The sequence below is a fragment of the Pseudomonas sp. VS40 genome (genome assembly GCF_018587885.1).
GTDB lineage: Bacteria > Pseudomonadota > Gammaproteobacteria > Pseudomonadales > Pseudomonadaceae > Aquipseudomonas > Aquipseudomonas pergaminensis.
In genome coordinates this window covers 80,732-96,164 of sequence record NZ_JAGYWD010000008.1, presented here as the reverse complement: position 1 = coordinate 96,164, position 15,433 = coordinate 80,732, and the positions used below count along the sequence as shown (strand labels likewise).

At 59.9% G+C, this 15,433-nt stretch carries 12 protein-coding genes; 5 read left to right on the top strand and 7 right to left on the bottom strand.

All coding sequences use genetic code 11. The annotated features are described in order from the left end of the window. Positions 1-108: 108 nt before the first annotated feature. The 3 genes from alc to puuE are packed head-to-tail and all read right to left on the bottom strand — an operon-like array spanning position 109 to position 2,584. The gene (gene alc, locus KHP07_RS22755; RefSeq protein WP_078049568.1) at positions 109-1,104 is read right to left on the bottom strand and encodes an allantoicase; all 996 of its coding nucleotides are present in this window, start codon (positions 1,102-1,104) and stop codon (positions 109-111) included. Between the two features lie 41 nt (positions 1,105-1,145). Next, positions 1,146-1,661, bottom strand: coding sequence for a 2-oxo-4-hydroxy-4-carboxy-5-ureidoimidazoline decarboxylase (gene uraD / locus KHP07_RS22750; RefSeq protein WP_078049567.1), 516 nt, complete (start codon positions 1,659-1,661; stop codon positions 1,146-1,148). Beyond that, on the bottom strand, positions 1,658-2,584 hold the full coding sequence (gene puuE / locus KHP07_RS22745) for an allantoinase PuuE (protein WP_214498072.1): 927 nt from the start codon (positions 2,582-2,584) through the stop codon (positions 1,658-1,660). The genes uraD and puuE overlap by 4 nt, the downstream gene beginning before the upstream one ends. Positions 2,585-2,973: 389 nt before the next feature. Between puuE and uraH the strand changes: the two genes are divergently transcribed. Next, a complete protein-coding gene (gene uraH / locus KHP07_RS22740) occupies positions 2,974-3,327 on the top strand; it encodes a hydroxyisourate hydrolase (RefSeq protein ID WP_099492373.1) in 354 nt (117 codons plus the stop codon). A gap of 155 nt (positions 3,328-3,482) precedes the next feature. Further along, positions 3,483-8,666, top strand: coding sequence for a dermonecrotic toxin domain-containing protein (locus KHP07_RS22735; protein ID WP_214498071.1), 5,184 nt, complete (start codon positions 3,483-3,485; stop codon positions 8,664-8,666). On the opposite strand, the gene KHP07_RS22730 is transcribed toward KHP07_RS22735, so the two are convergent. From KHP07_RS22730 to KHP07_RS22720, 3 genes are all read right to left on the bottom strand, one after another. Beyond that, the gene (locus KHP07_RS22730) at positions 8,650-9,288 is read right to left on the bottom strand and encodes a LysE family translocator (protein ID WP_099492375.1); all 639 of its coding nucleotides are present in this window, start codon (positions 9,286-9,288) and stop codon (positions 8,650-8,652) included. The genes KHP07_RS22735 and KHP07_RS22730 overlap by 17 nt on opposite strands. 10 nt (positions 9,289-9,298) lie before the next feature. Beyond that, positions 9,299-10,645: an NCS2 family permease gene (locus KHP07_RS22725; protein ID WP_214498070.1), complete on the bottom strand. Its 1,347-nt coding sequence runs from the start codon at positions 10,643-10,645 to the stop codon at positions 9,299-9,301. 182 nt (positions 10,646-10,827) lie between these two features. Further along, complete coding sequence (locus tag KHP07_RS22720) at positions 10,828-11,256, bottom strand: MarR family winged helix-turn-helix transcriptional regulator (protein ID WP_078049561.1); 429 nt, start codon at positions 11,254-11,256, stop codon at positions 10,828-10,830. Positions 11,257-11,337: 81 nt separating this feature from the next. Between KHP07_RS22720 and KHP07_RS22715 the strand changes: the two genes are divergently transcribed. Further along, a complete protein-coding gene (locus KHP07_RS22715; protein WP_100492426.1) occupies positions 11,338-12,504 on the top strand; it encodes an aminotransferase-like domain-containing protein in 1,167 nt (388 codons plus the stop codon). 10 nt (positions 12,505-12,514) lie between these two features. Next, positions 12,515-13,117, top strand: a complete 603-nt coding sequence (locus KHP07_RS22710; protein WP_078049560.1) for a glutathione S-transferase family protein — start codon at positions 12,515-12,517, stop codon at positions 13,115-13,117. Positions 13,118-13,138: 21 nt separating this feature from the next. Here the strand turns inward: KHP07_RS22710 and KHP07_RS22705 are convergent, their stop codons facing one another. Beyond that, a complete protein-coding gene (locus KHP07_RS22705) occupies positions 13,139-14,029 on the bottom strand; it encodes a LysR family transcriptional regulator (protein ID WP_214498069.1) in 891 nt (296 codons plus the stop codon). Between the two features lie 111 nt (positions 14,030-14,140). Between KHP07_RS22705 and KHP07_RS22700 the strand changes: the two genes are divergently transcribed. After that, on the top strand, positions 14,141-15,433 hold the full coding sequence (locus KHP07_RS22700) for a CitMHS family transporter (protein WP_214498068.1): 1,293 nt from the start codon (positions 14,141-14,143) through the stop codon (positions 15,431-15,433).

Sequence of the window (15,433 nt, the reverse complement as noted above, 5' to 3'; positions counted from 1 at the left end):
TATCCGAATACTGTGTTGTTTGATCTGTTGTCATCGCGGGCAAGCCCGCTCCCACACTGGGAATGCATTCCCCTGTGGGAGCTGGCTTGCCTGCGATGGGTTCACCGCTTACTTAGCTACCTTGCCCAATACGCGCAGGCGGCTCACGCCACCATCCGGGAACACATTCAGACGGATGTGGGTAATCGGGCCCAGCGCCTTGATCTGCTCGGCAAACGTGTGTTCAGCGTGCATTTCCAGCTTCTGCGCCGGCAGCAGTTCGCGCCAGAACAGCGATTGGGTTTCGATCTGGCTGTCGGTGCCGCCCTTCACGAACGCGCCCTGGATCGAGCAGGTGTCCGGGTAGTTGCCCTTGAAGTGCAGGGTGTCGACGATGATCTTCTCGATCTCGCCTGGGTGGCCCAGGGCGACAATCACCCAGTCATTGCCTGGCGTGCGACGACGTGCGGTTTCCCAGCCGTCGCCCATGTTGATGCCACGGCCCGGGTTGAGGATGTTGCTCATGCGGCCGAAGTGCTCGTCGGAGCACGCCAGCGCGCGGCCACCATTCAAGGCAGCAGCCAGGTCGACCTGTTCGTTGTCGCCCACCGAAGACCAGTCGCGGAACGGCACGCCGTACACACGCAGACGCGCCACGCCGCCATCCGGGTAGATGTTGAAGCGCAGGTGGCTGAATGCCTGGTCGTTGTTGATCTCGTGGTAGTGGTGGCTGTTGCCCTGCAGCTCGACGGCCGACAGCACTTCCACCCACTGGGTGTTTTCGTCAGGCTCGCCCGAGGCCAGGAAGCAGGCTTCCAGGGACGCCGACGGCGGGTAGTTGCCGGTGAAGAATGAAGTGTCGATGTCCACGCCCTTGATCGAACCCGGCACGCCCAGGCGGATCACCGCGCTGTCGTAGCCTTCGAAGCGCTTGCGGCGCGACTCCCAGCCGTCCATCCACTTGCCGTTGTCATCGAAAACGCCCTCCTTCCACACGGCCGGGGTCGGCTGGAACAGGCGGTTGGCGTCGGCGAACCAGTCATCGGTGACGGAGATGATCTTGGTGCCCAGGCGGGCGTCGGCCAGGTTGACGAACTTTTCGAAAGGTACGGCGTAAGCTTTCATTCTTCTTGTCTGCCTTAGATAAAGTGGCTGGGGATGGTCGTTTAGAGGGTCAGTAAGCGGAACAACGCGATCTTGTTGATCTCGTCCAGCGCGCACTTGAACTCAGTGTCCACCGAGTTGTGGATGCGCGTTTCGAACGCGGCGAGGATCTGGTGCCGGTTGCTGCCTTTTACCGCCATGATGAAGGGAAACTTGAACTTGGCCTTGTAGGCATCGTTCAGCTCGGTGAAGCGCGAGAACTCTTCGGCCGTGCATTGGTGAATACCGGCGCCAGCCTGTTCATTGGTGCTGGCTTCGGTGAGTTGCCCCTGGACGGCGGCTTTGCCGGCCAGGTCCGGGTGAGCGACTACCAGCATAAGCTGGCTGGCATGATCGGCGCTCAACAGGATGTCGCTCATGCGCTGGTGCAGGGTTTCGATCTGGTCGATCGAAGTGTCCTGGCCCAGGTCGAAGGCCTTTTCGGCCACCCATGGCGAATGTTCGTAGATGTCGGCGAAGGCTGCGACGAATGCATCGCGGCTCAGGGTCGAGGGTTTCAAGGTGTGGAACGCAGTCATTTCGCGGCTCCCGTGTACGGGTGGGTTTCGTGCCAGTGACGGGCGATGTCGACGCGGCGGGTGAACCACACCTGTTCATGACCTTTTACGTATTCGATAAAACGCTTCAACGACGCCAGGCGCGCCGGGCGGCCGATCAGGCGGCAATGCAGGCCGATGGAAAGCATTTTCGGCGCCTCGGCGCCTTCGGCGTAGAGCACGTCGAACGCGTCCTTGAGGTACTCGAAAAAGTCATCACCCTTGTTGAAACCCTGCACCTGGGTAAAGCGCATGTCGTTGGTGTCCAGGGTGTAGGGGATCACCAGGTGCGGCTTGCCGGTGGGGTTATTGGGTTCCCAGTAGGGCAGGTCATCGTCGTAGGTGTCGCAGTCGTAGAGAAAGCCACCTTCCTCCATCACCAGCCGCCGCGTATTGGGGCCGGTGCGCCCGGTGTACCAGCCCAGCGGGCGTTCGCCGGTCAGTTCGGTGAGGATGCGGATGGCTTCGAGCATGTGCTCGCGCTCCTGGGCCTCGTCCATGTATTGGTAGTCGATCCAGCGGTAGCCGTGGCTGCAGATCTCGTGGCCGGCGGTGACCATCGCGCGGATCACATCCGGGTGGCGCTGGGCGGCCATGGCGACGGCGAAGATGGTCAGCGGGATATCGAATTCTTTGAACAGTTTGAGGATGCGCCACACGCCGGCACGGCTGCCGTATTCGTACAGCGACTCCATGCTCATGTTGCGCTCGCCCTGCAGCGGCTGGGCCGAGACCATTTCCGACAGGAAGGCTTCGGACTCTTTGTCGCCGTGGAGGATATTGCGCTCGCCGCCTTCTTCGTAGTTGAGTACGAAAGACAGCGCAATGCGCGCCTTGCCCGGCCAGTGGGGGTGAGGAGGGTTACTGCCGTAACCGATCAGGTCGCGTGGGTAGTCAGCGCTCACTGCAGTCTTCCTTCTTGTTCGTCGTAGTAGCGATGAGTGATTGTATACAACTTATCGCCGACTTTGTAAGCCTGCATTTCTGCATTTTTTCTAAACGGCACATGAATAGGCTATTGCAAGAAACCTGCCTGACTGGTCAGCTAAACCGCAAAATCTTTTTGCCAGACGCCCACCTGTAGGAGCTGGCTTGCCAGCGAAGGGTTCCCATCGGCGTATCAGGCCAGACACTGGCGTCGGCACGCCGGCTCCTACAGGGGTTGGGATATTTGTTGAATTTATTGTGTACAATTTTTTTAGAAAGTGTCTTAATCAGCCATCGCCGACTTTTTCGCTGCCCCGAAAAAGTGCGGATCACTCTTCTTACTGTCTACGGGAGGCGCAAAGACGCCATGGGACGCTTGACCACACACGTATTGGACGCCGCGCACGGCTGCCCCGGCAGCGCGATCAAGGTTGAACTGTACCGCGTCGAAGGCGCGCAACTGGAACGGGTTGCCACCGCCCTGACCAACAGCGACGGTCGTTGCGACGCGCCGCTGCTGCAAGGTGATGACTATCGCAGCGGCGTGTACCAACTGCAATTCAGCGCCGGCGACTATTACCGCGCGCGTGGTGTGCAACTGCCAGAGCCGGCCTTCCTGGATGTAGTGGTGCTGCGCTTTGGCATCAGCGCCGAGCAGGATCATTACCATGTTCCCCTCCTGATTTCGCCTTACAGCTACTCCACCTATCGCGGTAGCTGAGCGTCACCTTGCTTCACACCCCCAAAGCTCTTCGTTGGTTTTTCGCCCGCCCACACTGCGGGCTTTTTTTCGATTCTTGGATGGGCTTAACTATCTAGCGCCTTTTGAATATGCGCCCCATCTAGGCTGGTTTTTTCTCATTGATAGAAAACACCATGAGCCCGCCCCTCGATACCAACGATGCAGACATAGCCGCCCAAACGGCATCGCAGGACATGCGCAACACACTGCGATGGCGAATAAACGCCAGTACGCATCCCAGCCGCTTGGTCAATAAGATTGCCCTTGCCGACCTTCGGTGTGTCGAGTCGACTCGGGCACTTGCCCACCTGATAGGACGTTCGCCCACAGTATTGAAGGTCATTCGCGCCGAGCTGCACAAGGCGTTTGAGATTGACCCGGACACGCTGTTGTTTACCGAGCCCAAGCCGCCGCTCTTGCCCGAGAAGGTCCAGACGCTGACCGAGCGGGCATTGTTGGTGCTGGTGAAGCCGGCGGTGGAAATCAACGTCAACGCCTTCACCGCACTGAGCGTCAAGGGCGAGCCGAATCGTCAATTGCTCTACACGCCGTCGGAGGTGGTGCAACGGGTAATCGAGATGCGGCTGACTGACCGGCTGGCCCACGCGCAGGAAACCTATTGGAATACCCTGGCCATGGGCTCCTGGCTGACGCGGCGTGAGCGCTGGATCGAGCTGCACGTGGGACTGTTCGCTGACCGAGCCTTTATTACCTGGCAATTGGACGAACTGTCGAGTGCGGCAATGCAGATGGTCCAGGCCGTCATCGATGCCCCGACTGCTGAGGCACGCCAGCGGGCGGGTGAACCTTGGGCCAACGTGCACGTGAGCCAATTGATGTGGCCGGGTGCGCCCGCTGAAGCGATCCCCGGAGCATTGCATATTTATCGTGAGGGCGAGCCTGCTAGAGCCCTCCACGTGATTTACCTTCCAGGTGTGGTACGCAATTTTTACGAGTATCCGAGCTTCACCGACCTTCAATGCGGCCTGCTGGAGCTGGACAGAGAGCGTTTTCACCAGCTGTGGCAGTGTATGCCGTTGAATCGACGCAATCGATTGTGCCCACCGGCTGGCCTGTCGCCGACAACTGGATTCGCGTGTGGTCCGAAGATTGTGGGGGATGCACTGACGCAAGGCGCTCAGATGTTGCTGGAGGGGCAATGGGCCAATGAAGTCGCTTGTGCCTTTACGATTAATCTGGCGCAGGTCTACTCCGCAGAGCCCCCCCGGTCTCAACCGCTGGAGGCAGTGCCCTTTCTCAGGTTCATGGAGCGCACCAGAAAGCAGTTGATCGGCGGCGTTCGCCTGGGGCCCATCCGCGACTCATTACTTGAGTGGGATCATCAGCGACGACACGCAGAAATAGTGTTTGCGAGCATGGCACCGGGCCTCGCGTTACTCACCGAAAAGCATCAGTTAAAACGCTATGAAAAAGGTCTGGTCGCGCTGTTGGCCCCGGATGATCCCGCCGCAGAGACACCCGCGTACCAAGAGCTCCGGTCGCTGATGAGTCAATTGGAGGTGCATGCACAGGCGTTGAAGACGTTGATGAAGGAGGTGCTGCAACGGTCGCTTGATTTGGTCTTTTGGGCTGAGCGACCCGGCGGAGCGGGAACTCCCAGGCGTGTTTCTCTGTTCATGAACGCCCAGGCCGAGGCTCTGCGTTGTGAGGTTCAATTGCAACACCGACTCGCACTCCTCAGCACGGCCCATCGGGACTTGATGATTGAAGTGATAGAGCAGCCTTTGGAAAGCAAGCGCCCCGGCAGTCAAACAAGGGTGATGTCAGTCGCAATCGGCAACGACCTAGGCGCCTTCTTTTCGCTCCATAACGTGTGGGTGGTCACCACGGCAGCGGCGCTGAGGAGGCCGACGCGCCAGCTTCCCGTGGTTCTGTACGCTTTTGGGGTGGAGGGGGGGGTGTTGGCTTTTTCCGGGATGGACCGGTTAACCCGCAGTCTCAAGGCAAGCCTGAGCAGCCGGGACGACTCTGTGCTGTGGGGCTGTGTGGAGCGCGATAAGCGTCGCGACTTACGTGCACACGCCGCCCGTGAAACCCTGAGCGTGCGCTATGTAGAGATCCCAGGTAAACCCGCGCTGGCCACGCTCAAGAAATTGCTGGGGGCCTACGACCGATTGCACAAAAGCAGTGAAGATATCACCCGTGTTTTCAGCGAGGTAAAGGATCCGCAGTTGAGCCGTGCGCTGCTGCTGATTGAGCTGAAGCAACACCTGCAGGTTCCTGTCAACAGTACTCTGAGCCGCGCGCAGGCGAATATTGAGCTGCTGCGCAAGGTTGCGCTTGAAGCGAAAAAACTGCCGGCATGGTTAACGGGGGCAACGCGTGCGCAGCGTAGACCCTTCAGGCGCTTGCAGACGCTTTACATGAGCAGCGTCTGGGCATTTTTAGCGCGGCAAGAGCAACGTCTGCCGGACTTGCACACCTATGCCCGCCAAGCGTTGACCGCCCGCTTGCGTCGCGAGGGGATCGCCTTGGAGATTGGTGTGGATGAGCCCTTTATCGCGATGTCTGGCGATATTCACGGCACGTATTGTGATTATGAAGAGGCTTGCCTCCTGAAGGGCCCGCGAACCCTATTGCCCCTGTCTTCCGCATGCAGGGCCTTCAGTCTGTTGGAGGTGGCGCTGCAAAACCTTGATCCGCTGGCATCTTGGACGCAGTACAAATTAAACCGTGCCTGTATTCTGCGAAGGCCATGGCCAGGCTTTCATGTTAACCATCTGAGGCAAATAATCTCTTCGCTGGATATCGGCGGTCACTACGACGGGTTGATAAAAAACACCTTTTACCCACCGGTCAGCCCCGACCACTCGCCCAGCGAAGGACGTATTCCCGAGTTATTGAATCGCGTGTTGCGCACGGGCGCTGATTATCATCTGTTTTGCGCGGTTCAACAGGGGTTGTCCACCACAGCACAGAGCGTGTTCAGCACGGCAATGGCCGCACGTGCGCCGCAGGATCTGTTGAAAAACCAACATGAATTACGGCTGCATGGGATTCATGTGGTGGGACATACGATGCAACATGATCGCTATGTCGCCGGAATAGTGGTGGTAGAAGACAAGCGCTCCGGACTTTGCGTGGTCTATTGGCCCCAGGCCCCGCGCGCTTTGGTGCTCACTGAGTACAGCGGTCTTGAAAAGGCCCGAGCTGAGTTGAACCGTCTGGGCGCATTGCCCGATAACGCCAAGGCGCTGGCGCGGCAGGTCGCGCCGGGCTGGGCCTTTCAGGCAACGCTTGAACCAGAGGCCACCAGCATTCTCGATGTGGCCACCGGTAACGCCTTTGTGAAAGGGATTTGGCGGTTATCTCGCGCGCTTCGGGTGAAGCATCGGGAGCCATCGCTGTCGCTTGACGAGATAGAGGAGCAGGTGTCCGAACAGATTGCCAGTGATCCGCAGGATTGGCTGGCAATCGTCGCCAACCCCGGCTGCGATGCCCAGGCGTTGCTGTACCGCGGGTACGTACATGAGCTGCAGCGCCAGACACAGGCGGCCAGTTACTCCAACAAGGCGCTGGAAAAATATCGAACCCGCCGTCTTCGCGATGAGAGCGTCGCCAAAATACGCATGGTATTGAGTGTCTTTATTCCGATTCTCGGGCTGTTCAGTGACCTCTATGAGTTGCACATCGCCGCGCAACGTTATCAACGCTCTGGCGACCCCCGTGATAAAGGCGTGCTCGCCGATACGATAAAATTTTTCATGGTCGGCCTGGTCATGACCTTCATACCTGGCCCGGGTAGAGCGGGGGCGGGTGCTGCACGGTCTGCTCTGCCTCCGGCTTTGCGGCGGATGCATCGCTGGCGTGTTGAGCCGGCCCCTACCTTCCCCTCGACCCCATCGGTGAGGCAGCTTCCGGCACTGGAGCGTTTTAAAGTCAAATCGGTGCCCGAAGACGCTGTGGCGTTGAAGGGGCCGGGGCGGGAAGGTGTCTACGTCAAAAATGGCGAGCTGTTTGTGGTGGACGGCACTCACCATTATCCGGTTTACCGGCGCGCGAACGAGCCGTCGTTGCGCTTGAAAAACAAGCAGCTGCCGGAACAGGACGAACTGATCATCAACATCCATGAGTCCCGGGAGTGGTTACTCGGCGCCGACGCGCCTCTGCCGGCGGCTGGAACGAGTTCGGGCGTGCTTGATCCATGGCCCTCACGGGCATCGCCGGCGCCGGACTGGTGGCCACCCGTCGTGCGCACGGCTACCGAAAACAGGATCCTCCAGTCCTCCACACCCGCCCTCCATTGGCTCGATTGGCGTATGCAAATCCAGATCAGTCCGCAATTAAACTCCCCCGCACCTGGCATTTTCTTTGTGCCATTGGATGCACACGGGTTTTCCTACAATGCCCTCCGGGTCGCCCCTGCCTATACGAGCTTCACAGACCCCTCAAGCGGTTTTTACAGGTTGCTGCCGCAGGGTGGGCAAGCACCTTTGAACCGTATCGTGTTTATTACGAAGAACGAGCCCCCGGTCTCGTTGGCTCGCGTCGATATCGAGCGTTGGACAAGCACGCATCTGGTTGAGCAACCCCTTCCAGCGTCTCGCACGCCAACGGGCGGGTGGCAACTGCATGCGCCCTTGTTCGATAAGCCGCTCACGGAGTATGTGGCGGACGCCTTTCCGTCCATGACGCATAAGAGTCGCGAATTTGCCGTGGCGAGGATGATTGAGCTGTCAGATACGACCAGGGCGGCGACGGCGACTCATATGCTCAATGTGCGCGCAACGCTGGACGGCTGGTTGCCGCCAGCACCTGCAAAACCTGGGCAGACGGACGATTTGCTGAGGATGTTACGGCCAACTGAACGAGGACGAAGCACTACATTCGTTGGCTACCAGGGCGCAGCCCCTGGCTTCACGCGTGTTGATTTCACGCCGCCGCGCCGCTTGGCAAAACCGCTGCAGCGCGAAGGCAAAGGGCGGGCGGCTGAACGCGGTGTCGCGCAGCGCGATGCCGTCAAGAGCGTGCTGCAGGAGCAAGGGTTCAGTGTTCGGGAGCTCGAAGTCAAACGCGGCAAATCCGTACAGGAAGCCGTCGCCACACACCCCCGTTCACCCGGCATGCTCTACTACCTGACTTTTCACTGGATTGAAAAGGCTAGCCTCCCCTTGGGCAACAGGTTGACGGATAATTGGTTCCTGGGGCGATCCGCCGTCTATATGAACACGGCGTTGTCGGCCGAGGTCAAGCTCGCACTGAGTGAGCAACGCTTGGTGCGTATTTTGGCCGGCATCCAGTGGCCCGTTAACGGGCGGGTATCGGCCACCGTTTACTTCGTCAAACTGGCAGCCTGACCTTGATCAGCGAAACAATGCCCGCCCCACTGAACAGGGCGGCGCTGATGCGGTTGAACCAACTTTGGCCCTTGCCGCTGCGCAAGTAGCGGGCGGCGCCGTGCGCGCCCAGGCCGTAGGCCAGCTTGCAGAGCAAATCGAGTAGCGTCCACGTCGCAATCATTATCAGCAACTGCGGCAGGAACGCTTGCTGGCTGCTGAGAAATTGCGGCAGGAACGCGGCGAAAAACAGAATGTCCTTGGGGTTGCTGGCGCCCAGTACAAACGCACGGCCAAACAGGGCGCGAAAGCGCGGCGTGCTCGCTACCGGTGGGACTTCAGCAGCGTGTGCCGGCTGCCGCGATTGCTGCCAGCTTTGCCAGGCCAGATAAAACAGGTACGCCGCGCCAAGCACTTTCAAGGCGCTGAACAGTTGTTCCGACGCCAGCAGTAGCGCGCCTAAACCGAGGGCCGAGGCGCTGAGCAAACAGATAGAGGCAAACACCCCACCCAGAAACGCTGGGTATGACCGACGCAAGCCATAATTGAGGCTGTTGCTGATCATCAACAGTGACAACGGCCCGGGGATCAGAATCACCACCAATGCCGCGCCGCTGAACAGTAGCCAGGTTTCCAGGTTCATCCGTTACTCCTTATAGAAATATGAATTTGGCGATAAAAATTGCGCACAGCACCCACAGGCTCACAGAAATCTCGCGGTACTTGCCGGTGCCCGCCTTGAGCGCCACGTAGGTGATAAACCCCAGGGCGATCCCGTCGGCGACCGAAAACGTCAGCGGCATCATGATCGCGGTGACGATTGCTGGAATGCTGTCGGTGGCTTCATCCCAATTGATATGGGCCATGCTTGCCATCATCAGCATTGCCACATAAATCAACGCACCCGCCGTGGCGTACGCCGGAATCATGCCGGCCAACGGCGCGAAAAACATCGCCGCCACAAACAGGATGCCTACCGTCACCGCTGTCAGCCCGGTGCGACCGCCAGCGGCCACACCTGCGGCACTCTCCACGTAGCTGGTAACCGGTGGAACGCCGACCATGGCGCCGAATACGCTGGAAGCACTGTCGGCCTTCAAGGCGCGGGACAGGTTGTCGATCTTGCCATCGGCATTCACCAGGCCGGCCCGTTGCGCGACGCCCATCAGTGTACCTGCGGTGTCGAACATGTGTACAAAAAGAAAGGCAAATACAACGCTGATCATGCTTATATTGAATACACCCTTAACGTCCATGGCCATCCAGGTCGGCGCCAGGCTGGGTGGGGTGGAGAGGATGCCGTTGTAGTGCACCAGGCCCAGGCCCCAGCCGGCGAGGGTCACGGCGATGATGCTGATCAGGATCGCGCCGAACACACGGTGATAGCTGAGAATGGCGATCAGCAGGAAGCACACGGCCGCCAGCAGCGGCGCCGGCTCGTGCAAGGAGCCGAGCTTGATCAAGGTAGCCGGGCTGTCGACGATGATGCCGGCGGTCTTCAGGCCAATCACTCCGAGGAACAGGCCCACCCCTGCGCCCATGGCATGCCGCAGGCTCACGGGGATGCTGTTGAGCAACCATTCACGCACGCGGGACAGGGTGAGGCCCATGAACAGCACGCCGGAAATAAACACCGCACCCAGCGCGGTTTCCCAGGTGTAGCCCATGGTGCCGACCACGGTGTAGGTGAAAAACGCGTTCAGGCCCATGCCCGGCGCGAGGCCCACGGGCCAGTTGGCGTACAGGCCCATCAACAGGCAGCCCAAGGCGGCGGCGATGCAGGTGGCGACGAACGCCGCGCCGTGATCGATGCCAGCGTCGGCCATGATGTTGGGGTTGACGAAGATGATGTAGGCCATGGTGATGAAGGTAGTGAGGCCGGCGATCAGCTCGGTCTTCACTGTGGTGCCATGCAAGCGCAGTTTGAACAGGCGTTCCAGCCAACTGTTCTGTGAGGGGGCAAGGTCCAGCGTCGGGGCTTCGGATTTGCGGCTATCCACAGCGAGTACTCCTCAAGAGTTTTATTGTTATTTCCAGCGCCGGTCACAGGTGTGGGCAACAGCGCTTTGAGGTACTGGCGGGTTTTGTTGACCAATAGGTCAGGAACTCGCACGAGGCGAATTATGCTTTTGTATACAAATAAAGCAAATAATGTTTTCGAATAGCGGTGTGAGGGGATAGGTCAACCGCTCAATGCTTGATTGACGGCCAGCCATCCCGCTACCGCTTCTTCCCCGGCCTCGCCGAACGCGCGCTGCAACAACTTCACTTGTTCACGGCGCAGGGATTGCTCGAAACGCAGGCCTTCTTCCGTGAGTTCAAGCAGGCGTTTGCGCTTGTCGGTCTCGGACGCGACGCTGTTCACCAAGTGCATTTCCTGCAGTTGGCGCAGCGGTATGTTCAGCGCCTGCTTGCTCACGCCCAGCAGTTCCAGCAGTTCTTTCACGCTCAAGGCAGGGTAGCGCGCGATAAAAAACACGATGCGCTGGTGCACCCGGCTCAGGCCACGGCGCTCGAGCATTTCGTCAGCCTTGGCGGTGAACGCCTGGTAGCCAAAGAAGAACGCTTCCATGGCCTCTTGCTGGGCGGTTGGGTTTTTAAGGTCAAGCATATTGACGTATCCGTGCAAGTCATCGTAATTTCGGTCAACCAGTTTGACGTATTTCCTCCAGGCTTCGCTACCGGTGACCTTATGGCCTTCTCTGAACGTGTTACGCGCCTTAAAAGCTCCTTGATCCGTGAAATCCTCGCGGCCGCCCAGCGTCCGGAAGTGATGTCGTTCGCCGGTGGCCTGCCCGCAGAAGCCATGCTGCCCGCACTGAACTGGGACGACATGCCGCTGAACATCGGCCAGTACGGCATGAGCGAAGGCGAACCACAGCTGCGCGAACTGCTCGCCGCAGAAGCACGCGCCTTGGGTGTGCCATGTCAGGCCAGCCAGGTGCTGGTGGTCAGCGGCTCCCAGCAAACCCTCGACCTGGCGGCCAAGCTCTATATCGATAAAGGCACGCAAATCCTGTTGGAAGGCCCGACCTACCTGGCCGCCTTGCAGATCTTCCAATTGTTCGGCGCGCACTGCCTGACCGTGCAACTGGAAGCCGACGGTCCCGACCTGGCCGCGTTGCGTACAAACCTCGAACGCCATCGCCCGGCGTTCATCTACCTGATCCCGACCTTCCAGAACCCCTCGGCCGTGCGTTACAGCGAAGCCAAGCGCGAGGCCGTCGCGGCGTTGCTCGATGAGTTCGGCGTGACCCTGATCGAAGACGAACCCTACCGCGAATTGACCTTCGACGGCGGCAGCGCCAAACCCATCGTCGGGCGCCTGCAAAAGGCCAGTTGGATTTACACCGGCACCGTGTCCAAGACCTTGTTGCCAGGGCTGCGCGTCGGCTACCTGATCGCCAGCCCGGACTTGTTCCCACACCTGCTCAAGCTCAAGCAGTCGGCGGACCTGCACACCAACCGCGTCGGTCAATGGCAGGCGATGCAGTGGATCGGCACGCAAAAATACCAGCATCATCTGGTGCAACTGCGCAGCTTTTACCGCGAACGCCGCGACGCTTTCCAGGCCGCACTGGAACGGCATTTCAGCGACCTGGCCGACTGGCAAGTGCCCCAGGGTGGATTATTCTTCTGGCTGACCTTGAAACAGCCGCTCGACACCCGCACCTTGTTGGCTCAAGCGCTCGACCAGAACGTCGCGTTCATGCCCGGTGAACCGTTCTTTTCCGAGCCAGACCAACACCTTGGCTCGTTGCGGCTCAATTTCAGCCATATCGACCCGGCCCGCCTGGACGAAGGTCTCAAGCGCCTGGCCGCGGTGGTCCGTCAAGCACAGCACGCGCAAGCGGCATAAGGGGAGCCTCATGTACAAGGTTTATGGCGACTACAAGTCGGGCAACTGCTACAAGGTCAAATTGATGCTCAGCCTGCTGGGCATTCCGTATGAATGGATCGATGTGGACATCCTCAAGGGTGACACCCAGACCGCCGAGTTCCTGGCGAAGAACCCCAATGGCAAGATCCCCGTGCTGGAACTGGAAGACGGCACCTGCCTGTGGGAGTCCAACGCGATTCTCAACTTCCTCGCCGATGGCAGTGAGTTCCTGCCGACCGAGCCGCGCCTGCGCACGCAAGTGCTGCAATGGCAGTTCTTCGAGCAATACAGCCATGAGCCGTACATTGCGGTGGCGCGGTTTATCCAGTTTTACCTGGGCCTGCCCGAAGACCGCCTGGAGGAATACAAGAAACTGCACAAGGGCGGTTACAAGGCTCTCAAGGTCATGGAGCGCCAACTGCAACTGACGCCGTACCTGGTCGGCGAGCAGTTCTCCATTGCGGACGTGGCCTTGTATGCCTACACCCATGTGGCAAATGAGGGTGGTTTTGAGTTGGATGCTTATCCGGGTGTGCAGGCGTGGTTGAAGCGTGTTGCCAGCCATCCCAAGCACGTGCCAATGCTCGACTGACAACGAGGCGCAAATGTGGGGCTACGGTGTGTCAGATAGTTCGTCGTGCAGCAGGTCAAAGCAGCGTTGTGCCGCCGGACTCAACCCCATCCCGCTGCGACTGATCAACCCGATCTCCCGGTTCACGCCGGGGTGATCGATGTCGATGCGCTTCAACCCCTCCAGGTTGTCCGCCGCCGACTCCGGCAGCACACTGATCCCCAGCCCCTGGCGCACCAGCGCCAACACGGTCGACATGTAGTTGGCCTCCATCCCCGCATTCATCGTCAGGCGCGTCTCATCGAACAGCGCGTCTACTTGTTCACGCACGCTGCTGTCACGCCCTGTGAGGATGATCGGTTGGTCCGCCAGTTGTTCCAGGGCCAGTGTGCGATGGCGGGTCAGCGGATGATCCACCGGCACAAATGCACACAAGCGATCATTCAGCACCGGCACGAAGTCCAGGCCATGGCTGAGCCGTGCGCGCACGCCGATGCCGAAATCCACTTCGCCGGAACGCACCTGGGCATGAATGCGATGAGCCACCAGGTCATGCAGGCGTACTTCAATCCCGGCAAAACGTTCGCGGAACAGGCGTAGAACCGGCGGCAGGGTGCCGGCGCACACCGAGGGCAGGGCGGCGATGGTGACCACGCCACGGCGCAAGGCGGCAAGGTCGCGGGAGCCGGTGACAATGTTGTCCAGGTCGAGCAGCAGTTTTTCCATCGGCCCGCGGGCGTCCTGGCCGGCGGCGGTAATGCTGACATGGCGCGGGCTGCGATCGAGCAGGGCGACGCCTAGCCAGTCTTCCAACTGTTGGACTTGCACCGTCAGCGCCGACGGCGACAGATGCAGCTCATTGGCCGCCTTGGTGAAACTGCCGGTGCGGGCGACCGCAAGGAACGCCTGAATGTGCTGGATGCTGTTCTTCATTTTGTTTTTCCGAACACTGGCTGGTGAATATTCCAATTTACAAAGACTAACCCGCTTCCAATACTCCAGGGAAAACAATAACCGGCCATCAAGGCCGCTCTGGAGTAACCCATGCTCGCTACCCTGGGTGTCATTACCATCCTGTGCCTGCTCGCTGCCGTCATGAGCAAACGCCTTTCGCCGCTGGTGGCCCTGATCGCCTTGCCGATCATCGCTGCGCTGCTCGGCGGATTCGGCCTGCAAACCAGCGCTTTCATCATCACCGGTATCAAGAACGTCGCCCCCGTGGTGGGTATGTTTGTGTTTGCGATCCTGTTTTTCGGGATCATGACCGATGCTGGCATGCTCGACCCCATCATTGACCGCATCTTGCGCACGGTAGGGACGCGTCCTACACGAATTGTCGTAGGCACCGCGACCCTGGCGCTGCTGGTGCACCTGGACGGTTCGGGCGCGGTGACCTTTCTGGTGACGGTACCGGCGATGCTGCCGCTGTATACGCGGCTGGGCATCGATAAACGCATCCTGGCCTGCGTGTGCGCGATGGCGGCCGGGGTCAACTTCCTGCCCTGGACCGGGCCGGTGTTGCGCTCGTCTGCGGCACTGCATGTGCCGGTGGCGGACCTGTTCCAGCCACTGATCCCGGTGCAGATCGTCGGCCTGATCTTTGTGTTTGCCTGTGCCTGGTGGCTCGGCCGTCGCGAAGAAAAACGCCTGGGCCTCGGCGCCGGCTCCAGCGTGGATGCCGTGCCGCAGCGGGTGCTCAGTGACGATGACCTCAAGCTGCGTCGTCCGCGCCTGTTCTGGGTCAACCTGATCCTCACCGTGCTGGTGATGGTGGTGATGATTGCCGGTTGGGTCGACCCGGTGGTGATGTTCATGCTCGGCACCGTCGTGGCGCTGTGCATCAACTACCCGAACGTCGACGCCCAGCGCGCCCGCATTGATGCCCATGCGAAGACCGCCCTGACCATGGCCAGCATCCTCTTGGCCGCCGGGGTGTTCACCGGGATCATGCAGGGTACCGGCATGCTCAAGGCCATTGCCGAAGTGGCGGTGGCGCAGATTCCGGCGGGCCATGGCAAGTTGATCCCGGCGGTGGTGGGCTTCATTTCCATGCCGCTGAGCATGTTGTTCGACCCTGATTCCTATTATTTCGGCGTGATGCCTGTGATCGCCGAAGTCGGCAAGGCCCTGGGCGTCGACCCGCTGCAAGTGGCCCAGGCCTCGTTGCTGGGCGTGCACACCACCGGTTTCCCGGTCAGCCCGCTGACCCCCGCAACCTTCCTGCTGGTGGGCCTGTGCAAGGTCGAATTGGCCGACCACCAACGCTTCACCATTCCGTTTCTGTTTGCCGCGTCAGTGTTGATGACCCTGACGGCGTTGCTCCTGGGAGTTATTTGA

Bases quoted from the DNA above. Each gene is read 5' to 3' on its own strand.
- alc (WP_078049568.1), bottom strand. From the start codon at position 1,104: ATGAAAGCTTACGCCGTACCTTTCGAAAAGTTCGTCAACCTGGCCGAC.
- uraD (WP_078049567.1), bottom strand. From the start codon at position 1,661: ATGACTGCGTTCCACACCTTGAAACCCTCGACCCTGAGCCGCGATGCA.
- uraH (WP_099492373.1), top strand. From the start codon at position 2,974: ATGGGACGCTTGACCACACACGTATTGGACGCCGCGCACGGCTGCCCC.
- KHP07_RS22735 (WP_214498071.1), top strand. From the start codon at position 3,483: ATGAGCCCGCCCCTCGATACCAACGATGCAGACATAGCCGCCCAAACG.
- KHP07_RS22730 (WP_099492375.1), bottom strand. From the start codon at position 9,288: ATGAACCTGGAAACCTGGCTACTGTTCAGCGGCGCGGCATTGGTGGTG.
- KHP07_RS22720 (WP_078049561.1), bottom strand. From the start codon at position 11,256: ATGCTTGACCTTAAAAACCCAACCGCCCAGCAAGAGGCCATGGAAGCG.
- KHP07_RS22715 (WP_100492426.1), top strand. From the start codon at position 11,338: ATGGCCTTCTCTGAACGTGTTACGCGCCTTAAAAGCTCCTTGATCCGT.
- KHP07_RS22710 (WP_078049560.1), top strand. From the start codon at position 12,515: ATGTACAAGGTTTATGGCGACTACAAGTCGGGCAACTGCTACAAGGTC.
- KHP07_RS22705 (WP_214498069.1), bottom strand. From the start codon at position 14,029: ATGAAGAACAGCATCCAGCACATTCAGGCGTTCCTTGCGGTCGCCCGC.
- KHP07_RS22700 (WP_214498068.1), top strand. From the start codon at position 14,141: ATGCTCGCTACCCTGGGTGTCATTACCATCCTGTGCCTGCTCGCTGCC.